This is a genomic window from Cellulosimicrobium sp. TH-20, from assembly GCF_002105775.1.
In the GTDB taxonomy this organism is placed as follows: Bacteria; Actinomycetota; Actinomycetes; order Actinomycetales; family Cellulomonadaceae; genus Cellulosimicrobium; species Cellulosimicrobium funkei.
Genome location: NZ_CP020857.1, coordinates 2826882 through 2846326, shown reverse-complemented (window position 1 = coordinate 2846326; position 19445 = coordinate 2826882). Strand labels below are relative to the sequence as shown.

The 19445-nt window shown below is 73.4% G+C and carries 15 protein-coding genes; 5 read left to right on the top strand and 10 right to left on the bottom strand.

The features are described 5' to 3' along the window. Positions 1-109: 109 nt before the first annotated feature. The 3 genes from yvcK to uvrC are packed head-to-tail and all read right to left on the bottom strand — an operon-like array spanning position 110 to position 4204. Complete coding sequence (gene yvcK / locus B8281_RS12550) at positions 110-1075, bottom strand: uridine diphosphate-N-acetylglucosamine-binding protein YvcK (RefSeq protein ID WP_198163065.1); 966 nt, start codon at positions 1073-1075, stop codon at positions 110-112. 8 nt (positions 1076-1083) lie between these two features. Next, entirely contained in the window at positions 1084-2070 is a 987-nt protein-coding gene (gene rapZ / locus B8281_RS12545; protein ID WP_051028082.1) for an RNase adapter RapZ, read from the bottom strand. A 19-nt stretch (positions 2071-2089) separates the two neighbouring features. After that, on the bottom strand, positions 2090-4204 hold the full coding sequence (gene uvrC, locus B8281_RS12540) for an excinuclease ABC subunit UvrC (protein ID WP_061267762.1): 2115 nt from the start codon (positions 4202-4204) through the stop codon (positions 2090-2092). A 133-nt stretch (positions 4205-4337) separates the two neighbouring features. Here uvrC and B8281_RS12535 point away from each other — a divergent pair, with 133 nt between their 5' ends. Further along, positions 4338-4823 (top strand): OsmC family protein, encoded by a 486-nt coding sequence (locus B8281_RS12535; RefSeq protein ID WP_085388754.1) that lies wholly within the window; start codon positions 4338-4340, stop codon positions 4821-4823. A 113-nt stretch (positions 4824-4936) separates the two neighbouring features. Here B8281_RS12535 and uvrA read toward each other — a convergent pair whose 3' ends face one another. Further along, positions 4937-7933, bottom strand: coding sequence for an excinuclease ABC subunit UvrA (gene uvrA, locus B8281_RS12530; protein WP_051027439.1), 2997 nt, complete (start codon positions 7931-7933; stop codon positions 4937-4939). Positions 7934-8108: 175 nt separating this feature from the next. Between uvrA and B8281_RS12525 the strand changes: the two genes are divergently transcribed. After that, entirely contained in the window at positions 8109-8816 is a 708-nt protein-coding gene (locus B8281_RS12525; protein ID WP_085388753.1) for an MBL fold metallo-hydrolase, read from the top strand. A gap of 107 nt (positions 8817-8923) precedes the next feature. Further along, positions 8924-9223: a YciI family protein gene (locus tag B8281_RS12520; RefSeq protein WP_034655132.1), complete on the top strand. Its 300-nt coding sequence runs from the start codon at positions 8924-8926 to the stop codon at positions 9221-9223. A gap of 13 nt (positions 9224-9236) precedes the next feature. On the opposite strand, the gene B8281_RS12515 is transcribed toward B8281_RS12520, so the two are convergent. The 3 genes from B8281_RS12515 to uvrB all read right to left on the bottom strand — a co-directional run bounded on the left by B8281_RS12515 (position 9237) and on the right by uvrB (position 13761). Beyond that, positions 9237-10370, bottom strand: coding sequence for a TerC family protein (locus tag B8281_RS12515; RefSeq protein WP_085387881.1), 1134 nt, complete (start codon positions 10368-10370; stop codon positions 9237-9239). Between the two features lie 6 nt (positions 10371-10376). Then, positions 10377-11375, bottom strand: a complete 999-nt coding sequence (locus B8281_RS12510; RefSeq protein WP_034655130.1) for a TerC family protein — start codon at positions 11373-11375, stop codon at positions 10377-10379. A 277-nt stretch (positions 11376-11652) separates the two neighbouring features. Then, positions 11653-13761, bottom strand: a complete 2109-nt coding sequence (gene uvrB / locus B8281_RS12505) for an excinuclease ABC subunit UvrB (RefSeq protein WP_031315536.1) — start codon at positions 13759-13761, stop codon at positions 11653-11655. Positions 13762-14002: 241 nt separating this feature from the next. Between uvrB and B8281_RS12500 the strand changes: the two genes are divergently transcribed. Continuing rightward, positions 14003-15355: a choice-of-anchor A family protein gene (locus B8281_RS12500; RefSeq protein WP_043651163.1), complete on the top strand. Its 1353-nt coding sequence runs from the start codon at positions 14003-14005 to the stop codon at positions 15353-15355. A gap of 51 nt (positions 15356-15406) precedes the next feature. On the opposite strand, the gene B8281_RS12495 is transcribed toward B8281_RS12500, so the two are convergent. The 3 genes from B8281_RS12495 to B8281_RS12485 all read right to left on the bottom strand — a co-directional run bounded on the left by B8281_RS12495 (position 15407) and on the right by B8281_RS12485 (position 17266). Beyond that, entirely contained in the window at positions 15407-16024 is a 618-nt protein-coding gene (locus B8281_RS12495) for a pyroglutamyl-peptidase I (protein ID WP_043651167.1), read from the bottom strand. Continuing rightward, complete coding sequence (gene coaE, locus B8281_RS12490; protein WP_043651170.1) at positions 16021-16662, bottom strand: dephospho-CoA kinase; 642 nt, start codon at positions 16660-16662, stop codon at positions 16021-16023. Before coaE ends, B8281_RS12495 begins: the two co-directional genes overlap by 4 nt. A gap of 70 nt (positions 16663-16732) precedes the next feature. Beyond that, positions 16733-17266, bottom strand: a complete 534-nt coding sequence (locus tag B8281_RS12485) for a MarR family winged helix-turn-helix transcriptional regulator (protein WP_085387880.1) — start codon at positions 17264-17266, stop codon at positions 16733-16735. 154 nt (positions 17267-17420) lie between these two features. Between B8281_RS12485 and B8281_RS12480 the strand changes: the two genes are divergently transcribed. Then, positions 17421-19388 carry an ABC transporter ATP-binding protein gene (locus B8281_RS12480; RefSeq protein WP_114552746.1) on the top strand — a complete coding sequence of 656 codons (1968 nt, stop codon included), beginning with the start codon at positions 17421-17423 and terminating at the stop codon, positions 19386-19388. The last annotated feature ends 57 nt before the right edge of the window (positions 19389-19445 follow it).

The following is a 19445-nucleotide window of genomic DNA, read 5'->3' as shown; positions in this document are numbered from 1 at the left end:
TCGCGGCGGCGTCCGGGAGCGCGCGGGCGGCCGTCGCGATGTCCGGTGCGCACCCGGGCCCGGGCCCCTCGCGCGCCGGTCCACGACGGGCGCCGGAGGCGGCGAGGGCTCAGCGGGCGGGCGAGCCGACGTCCCCGAGGACGTCGTCGAACACGTCGCGGTAGGCGGCCGCGAGCCGCAGCGCGTCGTGCCGCGGCGTGCCGTCGCCCCGACGGACCTGGCGCAGCAGGAGCCGGGCGCCCATGCGCGCCGCGGCCTCCGCGAGCTGCTCGGTGTCCTCGACGGCGGACGGGTCGGCCACGACGGCGTCGATCCGCAGCTCCGGCGCGTGCTTGTGCAGCACCTCCAGGTGCTCCGTCGCGGTGAGCCCGAACGTCTCCCCCGTCTCGCTCGACAGGTTGAGCGTGACGCACCGGCGCGCCGACGTCTCGTGCAGCGCGCGTGCGAGCTCGGGGACGAGCAGGTGCGGCATCACCGACGAGAACCACGATCCCGGACCGAGCACGACCCAGTCCGCCTCCTCCACGGCCCGCACCGCCTCCGGGCACGCGGGCGGGTCGGCGGGCACGAGCCGGAGCTGCTCGATGCGGTCGTGGGTGACCGCGACGCGGCTCTGCCCGACGACCGTCTCGAGCCGGCCCTGCGTCCAGACGTCTGCCTCGATCCGCAGCGGTACGGCCGCCATGGGGAGCACCCGGCCCCGCGCCCCGAGGAGCTTGCCCACCCAGTCGAGACCGGCCACCGGGTCGTCGAGCAGCTCCCACAGCGCGACGATGAGCAGGTTGCCCACCGCGTGGTTGTCGAGGTCGCCCTCCGACGTGAACCGGTGCTGCAGGAGCGCGCTCCACGTGCGGCCCCACTCCGAGTCGTCGCACAGGGCCGCGAGCGCCATGCGCAGGTCCCCCGGCGGCAGGACGCCGAGCTCCTCGCGCAGGCGCCCCGAGGAGCCGCCGTCGTCGGCGACGGTGACGACCGCCGTGAGACGGTCGGACATGAGCCGCAGCGCCGACAGGCTCGCGGAGAGCCCGTGGCCGCCGCCCAGGGCGACGACGGCGGGGTTGCGCAGGCTGACCACGGCGCCGGTCACTCCTTGCCGAGGTCGCGGGCCGTGACGATGACGCGCTGCCCCTGGGCGCGCAGGCGTGCGGCGATCGCCTCGCTGATCGCGACGGACCGGTGCTTGCCGCCCGTGCAGCCGACGGCGATGGTCACGTACCGCTTCTCCTCGCCCAGATACCCGGCCAGCACCGGCTCGAGCGCGTTCACGTACCGGTCGACGAACTCGAGCGCGCCGGGGCGCCCGAGCACGTAGTCGCGCACGGGCGCGTCGCGGCCGGTGAGGTGGCGCAGCTCGGTGATCCAGTAGGGGTTGGCGAGGAACCGCACGTCGACCACGTGGTCCGCGTCGAGCGGCAGCCCGTACTTGAACCCGAACGAGACGACGTTGATGCGCAGCGTCTCGGGGGTGCCGTCGGCGACGGCGGCGCGCACCTCGCGCGCGAGGTCGTGCACGGTGAGCTCGGACGTGTCGATGACGACGTCGGACCGCTCCTCCAGGCTCGCGAGCAGACGGCGCTCCTCGGCGAGGCCGTCGAGGATGCGCCCCTCCCCCTGCAGCGGGTGCGGGCGCCGGACCTGCTCGTAGCGCCGCACGAGCACCTCGTCGGACGCGTCGAGGAACAGGATGCGGTAGAACACGCCGCTCTGGCGCAGGTGGTCGAGCACCTCGACGAGGTCGGTGAAGAACTCGCGCCCGCGCACGTCGACGACGGCCGCGATGCGCTCGAGCGTCGAGCCGGACCGCGTCATGAGGTCCACGAGCGGGACGATCATGCGCGGCGGCAGGTTGTCGACGACGTACCAGTCGAGGTCCTCCAGCACGGCGGCGGCCCGGGTGCGGCCGGCACCCGACATGCCCGTGATGATGAGCACCTCGGCCTCGCTCGGCTCGGGGGCGTGGGTCGCGGCCTCGATCGCGGGGATGCCGCTGGGGACGGTGGTCGGGGAGGGCTCCGGCACGCGGGCAGGCTGGCCCTGCGGGCTGAGGTCCGGGGTCGGCTCCGAGGTCATGCCCCCAGCATGCCAGCCGTCACGCGCGGGCCGCGGCCTCGTCCTGCGCCGGAGTGTCCTGCGAGGGCCGGTCGTCCGTGGTCCCGCCGCCGAGCGCCGCGACGACGGCCTGCGCCGTCCGCTCGCCCATGCCGCGGACGCTCGCGATCTCCTCGACGCTCGCGGCGCGCAGCCGCTTGAGGGAGCCGAAGTGCTTGAGGAGCGCGGTGCGCCGCGCCGGGCCGAGGCCGGGGACGTCGTCGAGCGCCGAGGCCGTCATGCCCTTGCTGCGCTGCCTGCGGTGCTGGGCGATCGCGAAGCGGTGCGCCTCGTCGCGGACGCGCTGGAGCAGGTACAGGCCCTCGGAGGAACGCTGGAGGATGACGGGGTACTCCTCCCCCGGCAGCCAGACCTCCTCGAGCCGCTTGGCGAGGCCGCACAGCGCGACGTCGTCGATGCCGAGGTCGGCCAGGGCGCGCGCCGCGGCGGCGACCTGCGGCGGGCCGCCGTCGACGACGACGAGGTTCGGCGGGTACGCGAAGCGCGCGCGCCGGTCCACGGGCGCGTCGGGGTCGACCTCGCCGCTGCGCGGCACGTAGCCCGCCGCCTCCGCGGCACGCTCCGCCCGGCGCGCCGCGGCGTCGGACCCGTCGGCGACGTCGTCCGCCTCGAGGTCCAGCTCGACCTCGCCCGAGCGCGAGCGGTCGGACAGGTAGCGCTTGAAGCGGCGCGAGATCACCTCGTACATCGCCGCCGTGTCGTCGGCCGCGCCGTCGCCGTCCGGGCCGCGGACCGTGAAGTGCCGGTACTCGCTCTTGCGCGCGAGCCCGTCCTCGAAGACCACCATCGAGGCGACCTGGTACGTGCCCTGGTTGTGCGAGACGTCGTAGCACTCGATGCGCAGCGGCGCCGTCTCGAGCTCGAGCGCTTCCTGGATCTCGCGCAGCGCCTGGCTGCGGGTCGTGAGGTCGCCCGCGCGCCGCGTGCGGTGCAGCGCGAGCGCGTGCTCCGCGTTGGCCCGGACCGTCGCGGCGAGCTCCTTCTTGTCGCCACGCTGCGGCACCCGGACGTCGACCCGCGCGCCCCGCAGCCCGGAGAGCCACGTGGTGACCTGGTCGGTGTCCGGCGGCAGGACGGGCACGAGGACCTCGCGCGGCACGGCGTCGCGCGCGAGGTCGCGCCCGGCGCGCGTCCCGGCGTCCGCCGCCACGGCCTCCTCCGCCGCGCCGTACACCTGCTGGAGCAGGTGCTCGACGAGCTCGGCGTCCGTGACGTCCTCGACCTTCTCGACGATCCAGCCGCGCTGACCCCGGATGCGACCGCCGCGCACGTGGAACACCTGGACGGCCGCCTCGAGCTCGTCCCCCACGAGCGCGAACACGTCCGCGTCGGTGCCGTCGCCGAGCACGACCGCGTTCTTCTCCGTCGCGCGCTGGAGCGCGGCGATGTCGTCGCGCAGCCGTGCCGCGGCCTCGTACTCCATCGCGGCGGCGGCCTCGTTCATCTTGCGCTCGAGCCGGCGCACGAACCGCTGCGTGTCGCCCGCCATGAAGTCGCAGAAGTCCTCGGCGAGCGCCTTGTGGTCCTCGGGCGTGATGCGCCCGACGCACGGCGCCGAGCACTTGTCGATGTAGCCGAGCAGGCACGGCCGGCCCGTCTGGTGGGCGCGCTTGAAGACCCCCGCGGAGCACGTGCGCACGGGGAACACCCGCAGCAGGAGGTCGAGCGTCTCGCGGATCGCCCACGCGTGGCCGTAGGGCCCGAAGTACCGCGTGCCGGGCCGCTTCGCGCCGCGCATCACCTGGGCGCGCGGGAACTCCTCGCCCATCGTCACCGCGAGGTACGGGTACGACTTGTCGTCGCGGTACTTGACGTTGAACCGCGGGTCGAACTCCTTGATCCACGTGTACTCGAGCGCGAGCGCCTCGACCTCGGTGCCGACGACCGTCCACTCGACCGACGCGGCCGTCGTGACCATCGTCTGGGTGCGGTGGTGCAGGTTCGCGACGTCCTGGAAGTAGTTCGACAGGCGCGCGCGCAGGTTCTTGGCCTTGCCGACGTAGATCACACGGCCGTGCTCGTCGCGGAACCGGTAGACGCCCGGCGAGGTGGGGATCTCCCCCGGCGCAGGGCGGTACGTCGCGGGATCTGCCATGTTCTCCAGCCTAGGTCAGGCCACCGACGCCGGTGGCTCGGGTGTGGGGCGACGCGGGGACGCGGGACGACGGACGCGGTGGCGCGGGGACGGCGCCGTGTGACGCGCGTCACCGGCCGTTAGGGTGGCGGCCATGAGCGCACAGCACGGCTACGCCGCGACGACCCGCTGGACCGGCGCGGGCGACCGCGGCACCGCGTCCTACACCGCCTACAGCCGCGACCACGAGGTGCTTCTCGACGGGAGGCCGCCGCTGCCCGGCTCCGCGGACCCGGCGTTCCGCGGCGACCCGACCCGGTACAGCCCCGAGGAGCTGTTCCTCGCGAGCCTGTCGCAGTGCCACATGCTGTGGTTCCTCCACCTCGCGGCCGCGGCGGGCGTCGTCGTGCGCGAGTACGTCGACGACGCGACCGGCACCATGCGGGTCGAGTCCGGGGGCGAGGGCCAGTTCACGGACGTCACGCTGCACCCGCGCGTGGTGGTCGACGACGGACCCGGCACGGACGAGGCGGCGCTGGCGACCCTCCACCAGCGCGCGCACGACCACTGCTTCATCGCGCGCTCGGTGAACTTCCGCGTGCTCGTCGAGCCGGCGCCCGCCCGGCGCGCCGCCGCCTGACGCCGGGCACGGCGAGCGCGCGGCCCCGACGCGGCGAGCACCGAGCACGCCGCGCGGGTGCGGGCCCGCGCAGGTACGGGCCTGTTCGAGCCCGCACCCGCGCCGCACCGTCGTTACGCCGCGGACGCCTTGCGGCGCCCCGTCTTCGGCTTCTCGTCGGTCGCCCGACGCGCCGCCGCGGACCGGCCCTTCGTCGACTTGCCGGCCTTCGCCGCAGGCGCCGACGCCCCGGAGGACGCCGACGGCGCGGGCCCGACGGGCACGGGGTCGTGCCCCTCGAGGATCTCCGCGAGGAAGCGCCCGGTGTGGCTCGCCTCCACGCGCGCGACCTGCTCGGGCGTCCCCTGCGCGACGACCTTGCCGCCGCCGGAGCCGCCCTCGGGGCCCATGTCGACGACCCAGTCCGCGCTCTTGATGACGTCGAGGTTGTGCTCGATGACGAGGACGCTGTTGCCCTTGTCGACCAGCGACTGGAGCACGCCGAGCAGCTTGCGGATGTCCTCGAAGTGCAGGCCCGTCGTCGGCTCGTCGAGCACGTAGATCGTGCGGCCCGTCGAGCGCTTCTGCAGCTCGCTCGCGAGCTTGACGCGCTGCGCCTCGCCGCCCGAGAGCGTCGGGGCCGGCTGCCCGAGCCGGACGTAGCCCAGGCCGACCTCGACGAGCGTCTTGAGGTGCCGCGAGATCGCGGGCACGGCCGCGAAGAACTCGGACGCCTCCTCGATCGGCATGTCGAGCACGTCCGCGACGGTCTTGCCCTTGAAGTGCACCTCGAGCGTCTCGCGGTTGTAGCGCGCGCCGTGGCACACCTCGCACGGCACGTAGACGTCCGGGAGGAAGTTCATCTCGATCTTCAGCGTGCCGTCGCCAGAGCACGCCTCGCAGCGGCCGCCCTTGACGTTGAACGAGAACCGGCCCGGCGTGTACCCGCGCACCTTGGCCTCGGTCGTCTCCGCGAACAGCTTGCGCACGTGGTCCCACACGCCGGTGTACGTCGCGGGGTTCGACCGCGGCGTGCGCCCGATCGGGCCCTGGTCCACGTGCACGACCTTGTCGAGGTGCTCGAGGCCGGTGACGCGCGTGTGGCGGCCCGCGACCTGCCGGGCCCCGTTGAGCTCGTTGGCGAGCACGGTGTAGAGGATCGAGTTCACGAGCGTGGACTTGCCGGAGCCGGAGACGCCCGTCACCGCGGTGAACGTGCCGAGCGGGAAGCTCACGTCGATGCCCGTGAGGTTGTGCTCGCGCGCACCGACCACCTTGATCTGACGGCCCGGGTCCGTCGGGCGCCGCTGCGCCGGGAGCGGGATGCTGCGCCGCCCCGACAGGTACGCGCCCGTGACGGACTCCGGCGCCTCGAGCAGGCCCGCGTAGTCGCCCGAGTGCACGACGCGCCCCCCGTGCTCCCCCGCCCCCGGGCCGATGTCGACGACCCAGTCCGCGGTGCGGATGGTGTCCTCGTCGTGCTCGACGACGATGAGCGTGTTCCCGAGGTCGCGCAGGCGCGTGAGCGTCTCGATGAGCCGGCGGTTGTCGCGCTGGTGCAGGCCGATGCTCGGCTCGTCCAGCACGTAGAGCACGCCGACCAGGCCCGATCCGATCTGCGTCGCGAGCCGGATGCGCTGCGCCTCGCCGCCGGAGAGCGTCGCGGCCGGTCGCTCGAGCGAGAGGTAGTCGAGGCCGACGTCGAGCAGGAACCCGAGGCGCGCGTCGATCTCCTTGAGGACCTCGGTCGCGATGGCGCGCTCGCGCGCTCCCAGCTCGAGCGACCCGAGGAACGCCGCGGCCTCGCGCAGGGGCAGGCGGCACACGTCCCAGATGGACCTGCCGCCGACCTTGACCGCGAGCACCTCCGGCTTGAGCCGGGCCCCCTGGCACACGGGGCACGGGACCTCGCGCATGAAGGCCTCGTACTTCTCCTTCGACCAGTCCGACTCGGTCTCGGTGTGCCGGCGCTCGAGGAAGGTGATGACGCCCTCGAACCCGGTCGAGTACTGCCGCTCACGGCCCCAGCGGTTCTTGTACCGCACGTGCACCTGGTGGTTCTGGCCGTGGAGCACGGCCTTCTTCGCCCGCTCGGGGAGCGCGCGCCACGGCGTGTCCATGGAGAAGCCCAGGTCGTCCGCGAGCGCCGTGAGGACGCGCTCGAAGTACTCCGACGAGATCTGCGCCCACGGCGCGACCGCGCCCTCGCGCAGAGACTTCTCGTCGTCCGGCACCACGAGGTCCGGGTCCACCTCGAGACGGAACCCGATGCCCGTGCACTCCGGGCACGCGCCGTACGGCGCGTTGAAGGAGAACGTGCGCGGCTCGATCTCGTCGAGCGCGAGCTCGTGGTCGTTCGGGCACGCGCGCTTCTCCGAGAAACGGCGCTCCCGGGCCGGGTCGTCCGCGTCCGCGTCGACGAGCTCGACGACGACGAGCCCGCCCGCGAGCCCGAGGGCCGTCTCGACGGAGTCGGTGAGCCGGCGCTGGACGCCCTCGCGCGCGACGAGGCGGTCGACGACCACCTCGATGTCGTGCTTGAGCTTCTTCTCGAGCGCCGGGACGTCCGTGAGGGTGCGCACCTCGCCGTCGACGCGGGCACGGGCGAAGCCCTTGGTCTGGAGCTCCTTGAAGAGCTCGGAGTACTCGCCCTTGCGGCCGCGCACGACCGGGGCGAGGACCTGGTAGCGCGTGCCCTCGGGGAGCTCGAGGAGGCGGTCGACGATCTGCTGCGGGGTCTGCGCGGTGACGCGCTCGCCGCACACCGGGCAGTGCTGCGTCCCGGCGCGCGAGAACAGCAGGCGCAGGTAGTCGTAGACCTCGGTGATGGTGCCGACGGTCGAGCGCGGGTTGCGGTTCGTGGACTTCTGGTCGATCGAGACCGCGGGCGACAGGCCCTCGATGAAGTCGACGTCCGGCTTGTCCATCTGGCCGAGGAACTGGCGCGCGTACGCGGACAGCGACTCGACGTACCGGCGCTGCCCCTCCGCGAAGATGGTGTCGAAGGCGAGCGACGACTTGCCCGAGCCGGAGAGCCCCGTGAAGACGATGAGCTTGTCGCGCGGGAGGTCGAGGTCGACGTTGCGCAGGTTGTGCTCGCGGGCACCGGAGATGACGAGGCGATTGCTCACCGCAGCATCGTACGGCCGACCACCCACACTCGCACAGGTGTTCGACGTCACCTTCGCACGGCACCCGACGAACGCACACGAGCGCCCCACGTCCGGGCTCTCCGCCGTGACCCGGGTCACCGCGGCCCGGGGTCGCGGCGCACTGCCCGCCGCGAGCGGACGGCACACTGGGCGCATGACGTACACCGGACAGGTCGCCGTGGGCGGCCCGCACGACCTGCGACGCCTCGACGAGGTCGAGATCCGCAAGCTCGCCGTCGGGCCGCTCGCGAACGGCGTCTACCTCCTCACGTGCCGGCGCACCGGTGCCCAGCTCCTCGTCGACGCCGCCGACGCGCCCGACGACGTGCTCGACCTCGTGCGGGCGGGCTCGCCGTCGGGACGGCTGGACGGCGTCGTCACGACGCACCGGCACGCCGACCATCTCCGGGCGCTCGCGCCGGTCGTCGCCGCGACGGGCGCGTCGTCGGCTGCCGGCGAGCCCGACGCGGACGCGGTCGCCGCGGCGTCCGGCGTGGCCGTCGCCCGCCGCGTGCGGCACGGGGACGTGCTGCGGGTGGGCGCGATCGACCTCGAGGTCGTGGCGCTGCGCGGGCACACGCCGGGCTCCGTCGCGCTCGCCTACCGCGAGCCGGACGACGTCGCCGAGCCCGAGGCCGTGCCTGGCCGGGTGCACCTGTTCACCGGGGACTCGCTCTTCCCCGGCGGGGTCGGGAACACCGACCGCGACCCGGCGCGGTTCGCGAGCCTGCTGTCCGACGTCGTCGGGCGGGTCTTCGACCGGTTCGACGACGCCACGTGGGTCTACCCCGGTCACGGCGCCGACACGACGCTCGGTGCCGAGCGGCCGCACCTCGCCGAGTGGCGCGAGCGGGGCTGGTAGCGCGGGTCAGGTAGCGGCCGGCCGGTAGCGGGCGGCAAGGAGCACGGGGCGCAGCCGAGGCGCGGACCGGACCGCACGCCGTCGGGACGGCCTGGTTCACTGGCTCCATGCCGATCCACGCCGTCACCTACGTCTACGCCGACCGCAGCGCCGAGCTCGACGCCCTGCGACCCGAGCACCGCGCGTTCCTCGCCGCCCTCCACACCCGGGGCACGCTCCTCGCGTCCGGTCCGCTTCCGGCCCACGAGGGCGCGCCCGCCGGAGCGCTGCTCGTCCTCGACGGGGAGACGCCCGACGCCGTCGCCGCGGTCCTCGACGAGGACCCCTTCGCGCGCGCCGGGCTGGTCGCACAGCGCGCGGTCCGCCCGTGGTCGCCGGTGATCGGCGACTGGGCGGACCGCGTCTGAGCCGGGCCGCGCGCTAGCGCGCGGCACCCCCACGGGGGACCCCGCCGCCCTGCGGCGGGGTCCCCCCCGCGGCGGGCGCCTCGTCGGTCACGGTCTCCGTGGCGTCCTCCGTGACGTCCTCCGTGGACGACGCCGCGGTCCCGGGCTGCTCGCCGTCCGCCGGCTCGCTCCGTGCGTGCAGCGCGCGGGTGCGCAGCAGGCTCGCGACGGTCGTGACCGCGAGCGCCCCGACGATCACCACGAGCGAGAGCCAGATGGGGACCGTCGGCACCGCCTCGAGGTGCTCGCCGCCGTTGATGAACGGCAGCGTGTTCTCGTGCAGGGCCTCGAGGATGAGCTTGACGCCGATGAACCCGAGGATGACGGCCAGGCCGATCGGCAGGTAGACCAGCCGCTCGAGCAGACCGCCCAGCAGGAAGTAGAGCTGGCGCAGCCCCATGAGGGCGAAGACGTTCGTCGTGAAGACGATGAACGGGTCCTGCGTGAGCCCGAAGATGGCCGGGATCGAGTCGAACGCGAACAGCAGGTCGGTGCTGCCGATCGCGAGGAACACGACGACGAGCGGCGTGAAGACCCGCTTGCCGTCCTCGACCGTGCGCAGCCGGCCGCCGTCGTACCGGGTGCCGAGCGGCAGGACCCGGCGCAGCGCCCGGACGGCGCGGTTCTCGTGGTACTCCTCGGGCTCGTCGCCGCCCGCCACGAGCTTGATCGCCGTGTACACGAGGAACGCGCCGAACAGGTAGAACACCCAGACGAACTGCGAGATGATCGCCGCGCCCGCCAGGATGAACGCTCCCCGCAGGACGAGCGCGACGATGATCCCGACCATGAGGACGCGCTGCTGCTGCTCCCGCGGGACCGCGAAGCGCGCCATGATGATCACGAACACGAACAGGTTGTCCACCGAGAGGCTGTACTCGGTGAGCCACCCGGCGTAGAACTCCCCGGCCGGTGCCGCGCCCCCCACCGCTCCGACGACCGCCCCGAAGACGAGCGCGAGCGCGACGTAGAACCCGACCCACAGCGCGCTCTCGCGCATGGACGGGACGTGCGGCCGGCGCCCGACGACGAACAGGTCGACGAGGAGCAGGACGGCGAGCGCCGACAGCGACGCCCACTCGAACCAGACGGGAAGTTCGTGAACCATCGGTGGTCAGCCCTCCGAGATCTCGGCCTCGCGTCGACGGTCGGCGCGGTCCTTGGCGAGGCTCGCGACCGTGGTGATCGTGAGCACGACGACGATGAACCCGAGGGACAGGGCGGTCGGGATCTCCGGGATGACGGTGATGTGCTCACCGCCGTTGATGAACGGCACCTCGTTCTTGTGCAGCGCGTGGATGAGCAGCTTCACGCCGATGAAGCCGAGGATCGCGGCGAGGCCGTAGGCGAGGTAGACGAGGCGGTCCAGCAGGCCGTCGATGAGGAAGTAGAGCTGGCGCAGGCCGAGCAGCGAGAACGCGTTGGCCGCGAACACGAGGTACGTCTCCTGCGTGAGGCCGAAGATCGCGGGGATCGAGTCGACGGCGAACAGCAGGTCGGCGCTGCCGATCGCGATCATGACGATGAGCATCGGGGTGATGAAGCGCTTCCCGTCGATCTTGGTCGTCATCTTGTCCTCGACGTACGTCTCCGTCGTCGGGAACAGGCGGCGGGTCAGCTTGAGCGCGCCGTTCTCGTGGAACTCCTCGTCGTGACCGGAGCCCGCCTTCACCTGCGTCCACGCGGTGTACAGCAGGAACGCGCCGAAGACGTAGAAGATCCAGCTGAAGTTCTCGATGAGCGCGGCGCCCAGGAGGATGAAGATCGTCCGCAGGACGAGCGCGATCGTGATGCCGATCAGCAGGACCTTCTGCTGGTACAGCCGCGGGACGCGGAAGCTCGTCATGATGAGCACGAAGACGAAGAGGTTGTCGACCGACAGGCTCTTCTCGGTGATGTAGCCGGCGAAGTACTCGCCGCCGTACGTCGACCCCCAGACGGCCCAGACGATGCCGCCGAACAGCACCGCGACGGCGACGTAGCCCGCGGACCACCAGCTGGCCTCGCGCAGGCTCGGGGCGTGCGGCGTGCGCACGTGGCCGACGTAGTCGACGGCGAGCATCGCGAGGATCACGCCGATGGTGACGAGCCAGGCCCAGACGGGGACGTCCATGCAGAAACCTCCGGTACGTAGCACTGAGTACCGAAGGTCTCTTCCGCCACGCACCGCCATGCGCGCGCGTCCGAGACGCGGGCTGGTGGTTGCGGGACCGGTGACACCGGGCCGACGACTGCGCCGACCGTGATGACGACATCACCGCGGAGGAATACTCCCCTTCAACGAGGAGCCAGCATAGGCCATCGCTCCTGCTCGTGTGACAACACCACGCCACCGTGGACTGTTCCGCGGGCACGCCCGCGGCGACGCCCGGCCGGTCCCCCAGGACCGGTCAGGCCGTCGCGGCGTGCATCTGGCGCAGCTCCTTCTTGAGCCCCGAGATCTCGTCGCGCAGCCGGGCCGCGAGCTCGAACTGGAGCTCGCCCGCGGCCGCGTGCATCTGGTCGCTCAGCTCCTGGATGAGCTCCGCGAGGTCGCTCGCCGCCGCGCCCGCGAGCCGGTTCCCCGACGACGCACCCTCCTTCGGGCCGCCCGGCACCGGGGCCTTGCCCTTCGCGCCCTTGCCCGGCTGGCGGTAGCCACCGGCCAGGAGCTCGGCGGTGTCCACGTCCTCGCGCGCGAGCATGTCGGTCACGTCGGAGATGCGCTTGCGCAGCGGCGTCGGGTCGACGCCGTGCTCGGTGTTGTACGCGATCTGCTTCTCGCGGCGACGCTCGGTCTCCTCGATCGCCGCGGCCATCGCCGGCGTGATCCGGTCCGCGTACATGTGCACCTGGCCGGACACGTTGCGGGCCGCGCGCCCGATCGTCTGGATGAGCGACTTGGGCGAGCGCAGGAAGCCCTCCTTGTCGGCGTCGAGGATCGCGACGAGCGAGACCTCGGGCAGGTCGAGGCCCTCGCGCAGCAGGTTGATGCCGACGAGGACGTCGTACTCGCCGAGGCGCAGCTCGCGCAGCAGCTCGACGCGGCGCAGCGTGTCGACCTCCGAGTGGAGGTAGCGGACCCGCACGTCCTTCTCGAGCAGGTAGTCCGTGAGGTCCTCGGCCATCTTCTTGGTGAGCGTCGTGACCAGCACGCGCTCGTCGCGGTCGACCCGCTCTCGGATCTCGTGCAGGAGATCGTCGATCTGGCCGGTGGTCGGCTTGACGATCACCTCGGGGTCCACGAGACCCGTCGGGCGGATGATCTGCTCGACCACGCCGTCCGCCATCGAGAGCTCGTAGTCGCCCGGCGTGGCCGACAGGTACACGGTCTGGCCGATGCGCTCGACGAACTCCTCCCACCGCAACGGGCGGTTGTCCATCGCGCTCGGCAGGCGGAACCCGTGGTCCACCAGGCTGCGCTTGCGCGACATGTCGCCCTCGAACATCGCGCCGATCTGCGGCACGGTCACGTGCGACTCGTCGATGACGAGGAGGAAGTCCTCCGGGAAGTAGTCGAGCAGGGTGTTCGGGGGCGACCCCGCCTCGCGGCCGTCGATGTGCCGGGAGTAGTTCTCGATCCCGGAGCACGTGCCGATCTGGCGCATCATCTCGATGTCGTAGGTGGTGCGCATGCGCAGGCGCTGCGCCTCGAGCAGCTTGTTCTGCCGCTCGAGCTCGTCGAGCCGCTCCGTGAGCTCGGCCTCGATCGAGGAGATCGCGCGCTCCATGCGCTCCGGCCCGGCGACGTAGTGCGTCGCGGGGAACACGTGGATGCTCGGCTCGGAGCGGATGACCTCGCCCGTGAGGGGGTGCAGCGTCTGGATGCTCTCGATCTCGTCGCCGAAGAACTCGATGCGAACCGCGAGCTCCTCGTAGACCGGGATGATCTCGACCGTGTCGCCGCGCACGCGGAACGTGCCGCGCGTGAACGCCATGTCGTTGCGGGTGTACTGCATCGTGACGAACTGCCGCAGGAGGTCGTCGCGCTCCACCTGCATCCCGACGTCGAGGCGCACCATCCGGTCGACGTACTCCTGCGGGGTGCCGAGGCCGTAGATGCACGAGACGGACGCCACGACGACGACGTCCCGGCGCGTGAGCAGCGAGCTCGTCGCGGAGTGGCGCAGCCGCTCCACCTCGTCGTTGATGGACGAGTCCTTCTCGATGTAGGTGTCCGTCTGCGCGATGTACGCCTCGGGCTGGTAGTAGTCGTAGTACGAGACGAAGTACTCGACCGCGTTGTTCGGCAGCAGCTCGCGGAACTCCGTGGCGAGCTGCGCGGCGAGCGTCTTGTTGGGGGCCATGACGAGGGTCGGGCGCTGCAGCTCCTCGATCAGCCAGGCCGTCGTGGCGGACTTCCCCGTACCGGTGGCACCGAGCAGCACGACGTCCTTCTCGCCCGCGCGGACGCGTTGCGAGAGGTCCGCGATGGCCGTGGGCTGGTCGCCCGACGGCTGGTACTCGGAGATGACCTCGAACGGAGCGGTGGCGCGCTGGAGATCGGTCACGGGACGCATGTGTCCACGGTACGTCCAGCCACCCACATCGTTCGCGGGAGCGCCTCGCCGGGCCGCTCACCCCATACACCCGACTTCACCCGCGCGCAATTTGGAAGGCGTGGTGCCGAACCCCTAGTGTTCCCTCGACCTGCCCGCTCCCCGACGCCCGTGGAGCTCCGGCGACCGGCCGGCCACGGGCGTGGAGGCCCGCGCGCAGCTCTCGTCAGCACGGCCAACGACCCCTCGACCTGGAGCCCTCATGCGCCTGCACCCCGCGCGCCCCCGCGGAATTCCCCTGATCGCCCTCACCACCCTGGCCCTGTCGGTCGGCTTCGTCGCGCCCGCGAGCGCGACGCCCGCCGTCGGCGCCGACGACGTCTGCTCCGCGGACGCCACGACCCGTCCCGTCGGCGTCTACGAGCTCACCGCGGTGGAGGACGCGGGCGTCGGCATCTGGGCGGGCGGCGGGCTCACCGTCGCCACCGCGACCGAGCTCGAGGGCCGCGTCGTGGTCGGCGGGGACGCCGACCTCGCGGGGGCTGGCTCGCTCAACGTCGGGACCGCGGGCGGCGGCGGGTCAGCGATCACCCCCGCAGGCGGGACCGACATGCTCGTCGTCGGCGGCGACCTCACCACCGCGCGGAACACCCAGGTCGGGTTCCACGCGTCGCGCGGCGGCAACGTCGTCGTCGGAGGCACGATCACGGGCTCGGCCCCGAGCACCGAGAGCGCGAACGCGCTCGGCACGCACGGGTCCGTGCGCCAGGGCGTCGGCCGGGACGCGGCGCTCGCGCCCTACGACGAGCTCCCCGCGCTCGTCGCCGGCATCGCCGCCGACGCGACCGACGGCGCCGAGCAGGTCGACCCGCAGAACGGCGTCCTGACCGTCGAGGCGGGCGCGCGGTACGCGCTCACGGCGGAGGGTGCCGCCTCGCTCCGCGAGCTGCACGTCTCCGGCACCGGGCCGGTGCTGCTCAGCGTCAGCGGGTCCACGGTGCGCATCCCGTCCCTTCAGTACGTCGCGTACGGCGGCGTGCGCCTCTACCAGGCGACGCAGTACCTGTCGTCCCACTTCCTCTGGGCGTTCCCGGACGCGACGCAGGTCGCGCTCGGCACGAACGACCAGTTCCCCGGCACGATCGTCGTCCCGCGCGCCGACGCGACGCTCACGGTGTCCACGTCGACGAACGGGCGCGTCCTCGCGAACGGCGCGGTCGCGTACACCGGCGGGGCCGGCATCGAGCACCACAACTACCCGTTCGCGGGCCCGTGCGAGCCCGTCCCGGTCGCCGCGGAGCCGGAGCCGGAGCCGACTCCCGAGACTCCGACCCCGGGTGGCACCGAGACGACGACGCCCCCGACGACCACCGAGACCCCCGGCGCCGAGGTGCCCGGCGAGCCCGCCGCGGAGAGCACGCCCGCTCCGGAGGCGACGCCCGTCGCGAGCACGGACCCGACGCCGTCGGCGGCCCCCAGCAGCGAATCGACGCCCGGGGGCGGGCTGGCCTCGACCGGTTCCTCGGTCGTCGTGCTCGCCGTGGTGGCGGCGCTCCTGCTCGCCGGGGGCGCGACGCTGCTCGTGGTCGTCGCCCGTCGTCGCGCGGCGGGCTGACGGTCCGCGGCGCCGGGGCCGGCAGGGCGACCTGCCGGCCCCGGCGCCCGCTCAGCTCTCGGTGCCCGCGGCGACCCGCGGCTCGGGGGCGCCACGGAGCGCCTGCCGCACGACGGCCGCGACGGCGGTCACCTGGTCCTCGACGGGCACTGCGCCGGCGTCGGGCACGTGCACGAAGCCCGCACGGCGGCCCGCCACGGAGCCCCAGTGGTGCATGAGGGCGTAGAACACGTCGTTGCACACGTACGTGCCGGCCGTCCCGGACACCTCGACGGGGACACCGGCCTCCCGGACGGCGACGAGCGACGCCTTGAGCGGGAGCGTGGACCAGTGGCCGACGGGCGCCCCCGGCACGACGGGCACGTCGACCGGCTGCGCCCCGGCGTTGTCGGGGATCCGGGCGTCGCGCACGTTGACGGCCACGCGCTCGAGGCGCACGCGCCCGGCGCCGCCCGCGAGCCCCAGCGCCACGACGACCTCCGGGTCGTGCTCCCGGACGACGGCGTCGAGCGCGGGCCACGCCCCGGCGAACGTCACGGGGAGCCGGACGGCGACCACGCGGTCCCCCACGAGCTCCTCGCCGCGCTCCGCGAGGAGCTGGGCGGTCTCCCACGAGGGGTTCGTCGCGTCGCCGCCGAAGGGCTCGAAGCCGCTCACCACGACCGTCACGCCTCGCGCTCCTCGAGCTCCGCGAGCGCCTCCGCGTCGACCTCCGCGCGCACGCGCGCCCAGAGCGCGTCGACCTGCGCGCGCAGCGCGTCGGGCTCGCCCGAGCCGTCGAGGGTGACGTCCGCGGCCGCGAGGCGCGCCGTGTCGTCGGCTTGCGCGGCGATCCGCGCGCGCGCCTCGTCCTCGCTCAGCCCCCGCGAGGTCACGAGGCGGTCCACCCGGACGTCCTCGGGCGTGTGCACGACCACGACGCAATGGAACCGCGCCGGGTCGCCCGTCTCGACGAGGAGCGGGATGTCGTGCACGACGACGGCCCGCGGGTCGGCCGCACCGGCCGCGGCCTCGCGCTCGGCGGCGAGGCGGCGCACCTCGGGGTGGACGATCGCGTTGAGCCGCTCGCGCGCGGCGTCGTCCCCGAACACCACGCGCCCGAGCGCGGGCCGGTCGAGCGCGCCGTCCTCCCCGAGCACCCCGGGGCCGAAGGCCTCGACGACCTCGTCCAGGCCGACGGTGCCGGGCGCGACGGCGTCGCGCGCGAGGGCGTCGTAGTCGACGACCACCGCGCCCAGCTCGGCGAAGCGGGCGAGGGCGACGGACTTCCCCGCCGCTATTCCTCCGGTCAGGCCGATGCGAAACATGCGTCCCATCCTGCCAGCCGGCGCACCGCCCCGCGTCGGGGCGTGAGGTGGCCCCACGTCCGGCCACCGCTCAGCGGGAGGACCCCGCCCCCGGGGCGCCCTCGGCCGCTTCGCCGTCGTCGGGCCGCTCGCCCGCGACCGCGCGCAGCAGTCGGAGCAGCTCGGCGCGCTCGTGCGCGTCCAGGCGGGCCAGCAGGGTGCCCGCGCTCGACGACCTCTCCGCCCCGACCTGCTCGACGACCTCGCGCCCGCGCGGCGTCAGCTCGACGAGCGTGGCGCGACGGTCCTGCGGGTCGGGGGTGCGGCGCACGAGACCGGCCTGCTCGGCGTCGTCGACCTTCGAGGTGACCGAGCGCGGTGCGACGTCGAGCGCCGACGCCACCGCGCCGAGCCGGCACGGGCCGTCGCAGCGGGAGAGGAAGCGCAGCATCCGGAACTGGCCGGGCGTCGTGCCCGCGGGCTCGAGCCGCTCGCTCGCCTCGCGGCGCACGCTGCGCAGCGCGGCGTGCAGGAGCGCGAGGAACTCCCCCGCCTCGTCGGTGGAGGTGGCTCGGCCGCCCGGGGCTGCGCCCGGCGTGGCAGGCTGGCTCGCGTCGGTCGTCACGAGGCCGAGCGTACCGGGACCGGGCCCACTTGTGGTATCGGCTCATTGTGAGTTAGACTCACTATCGTTGTCGCGCGAGCGATCCTCGGACCGCGCCCGCCGGACGGCCACCGCCGCCGCGGACGACGCGCCCCTCCCCCACCCAGGAGGCCCCATGTCCTTCCCCTCATCCCTCCCCGGCGCCGGCGGCGGGCGCGGCATGCGCTCCTTCCGCCAGGACGCCTCCGTCACCTCCCGACGGTTGCACCGCGGCACGATCCGCCGGGTGCTCACGTTCGCCCGGCCCTACCGGCGCCAGCTCGCCGCGTTCCTCGTGCTCATCTCCGTCGACGCCGCCGCCGGTGCCGTCACCCCGCTCCTCTTCCAGCGCATCATCGACGACGGCATCACCGCGGGCGACGTCGGCCTCGTCGTCGCGCTCTCGGCGGTCGCCGCCGGCCTCGCCGTGCTCTCCGGCGCGCTCGGCGTCGCGCAGCGCTGGTTCTCCTCCCGCATCGGCGAGGGGCTCATCGTCGACCTGCGCACCGCGGTCTTCGACCACGTCCAGCGCATGCCGCTCGCCTTCTTCAGTCGGACGCGCACCGGTGCGCTCGTCCAGCGCCTCAACGGTGACGTCCTCGGCGCCCAGCAGGCGTTCACGTCGACCCTGTCGAACGTGTTCTCCAACCTGCTCACCGTCGTGTTCGTGCTCGCCGCGATGCTCTCGATGTCGTGGCAGCTCACCCTCCTCGCGCTCACCCTCCTGCCCGCGTTCGTCCTGCCCGCCCGCTGGGTCGGCAAGCGCCTCGCCGCGATCACGCGGGAGAGCTACGAGCTCAACGCCGAGGCGGCGCAGACGATGAACGAGCGCTTCAACGTGGCGGGCGCCCACCTCGTCAAGGTGTTCGGCGACCCGGACCGCGAGTCGTCACGGTTCGCCGCCCAGGCGCGCCGGGTCCGCGACATCGGGGTCCGCCAGGCCATGTACGGGACGGTCTTCCGCGTCGGTCTCACGGTCGTCGCGTCCGTCGCCGTCGCGATCGTCTACGGTCTCGGTGGCGTCATGGCCATCTCGGGCTCGCTGACCGTCGGCACGGTCGTCGCGCTCACCGCCTACCTGGGCCGTCTCTACGGCCCGCTGACGGCGATGTCGAACGTCCAGGTCGACGTCATGACGGCCCTCGTCAGCTTCGAGCGCGTGCTCGAGGTGCTCGACCTCGAGCCCACCGTCACGGACGCCCCCGACGCTCACGACCTCGCCGCGGACGTCGCGCGCGAGGGCGCGAGCCTCGAGCTCGACGGCGTGACCTTCCGCTACCCGAGCGCGGCCGAGGTCTCCCTCGCGTCGCTCGAGTCCGTGGCCGTCGAGGGCACCGACCCGACCACCGACACGCTCCACGACGTCTCGTTCTCCGTGCCCGCGGGCGCGATGGTCGCGCTCGTCGGGTCGTCCGGCGCGGGCAAGACCACCGTGTCGCAGCTCGTGACGCGCATGTACGACCCGAGCGCCGGCCACGTCCGGATCGCCGGTCGTGACCTGCGCGACGTCACGCAGGAGAGCCTGCACGACGCCGTCGGCGTGGTCACGCAGGAGGCGCACCTGTTCCACGACTCGATCGCGGAGAACCTGCGGTACGCCAAGCCCGACGCGACCGACGCCGAGCTCGAGTCCGCGCTGCGGCGCGCGCACGTGTGGGACGTCGTCGCCGCCCTGCCGTCCGGCATGGACACCGTCGTGGGCGACCGCGGCTACCGGATGTCCGGCGGCGAGCGGCAGCGCCTCGCGATCGCCCGGGTGTTCCTCAAGGCCCCTCAGCTCGTCGTCCTCGACGAGGCGACGGCGCACCTCGACTCGGACTCCGAGGCGGCGGTCCAGGCCGCGCTCGCCGAGGCGCTGCGCGGCCGGACCTCGCTCGTCATCGCGCACCGCCTCTCCACCGTCCGCGAGGCCGACCTCATCGTCGTGCTCGACGCCGGCCGGGTCGTCGAGACGGGCACGCACACCGAGCTCCTGGCTCGTGGCGGGCGCTACGCCACGCTCTACCGGACGCAGTTCGCCGACTCGCCCGCGCCGTCGGGCACCGACCCGGCCACCGTCCCGGCCGCTGCCACGGCCCCCGAGCCCGCGCCCGCGACCGCCTGACGTCCGACCGACCGCCGAGCAGGCGGTCCCGGGGCGTCGACCAGGTGGTCCTGGCTC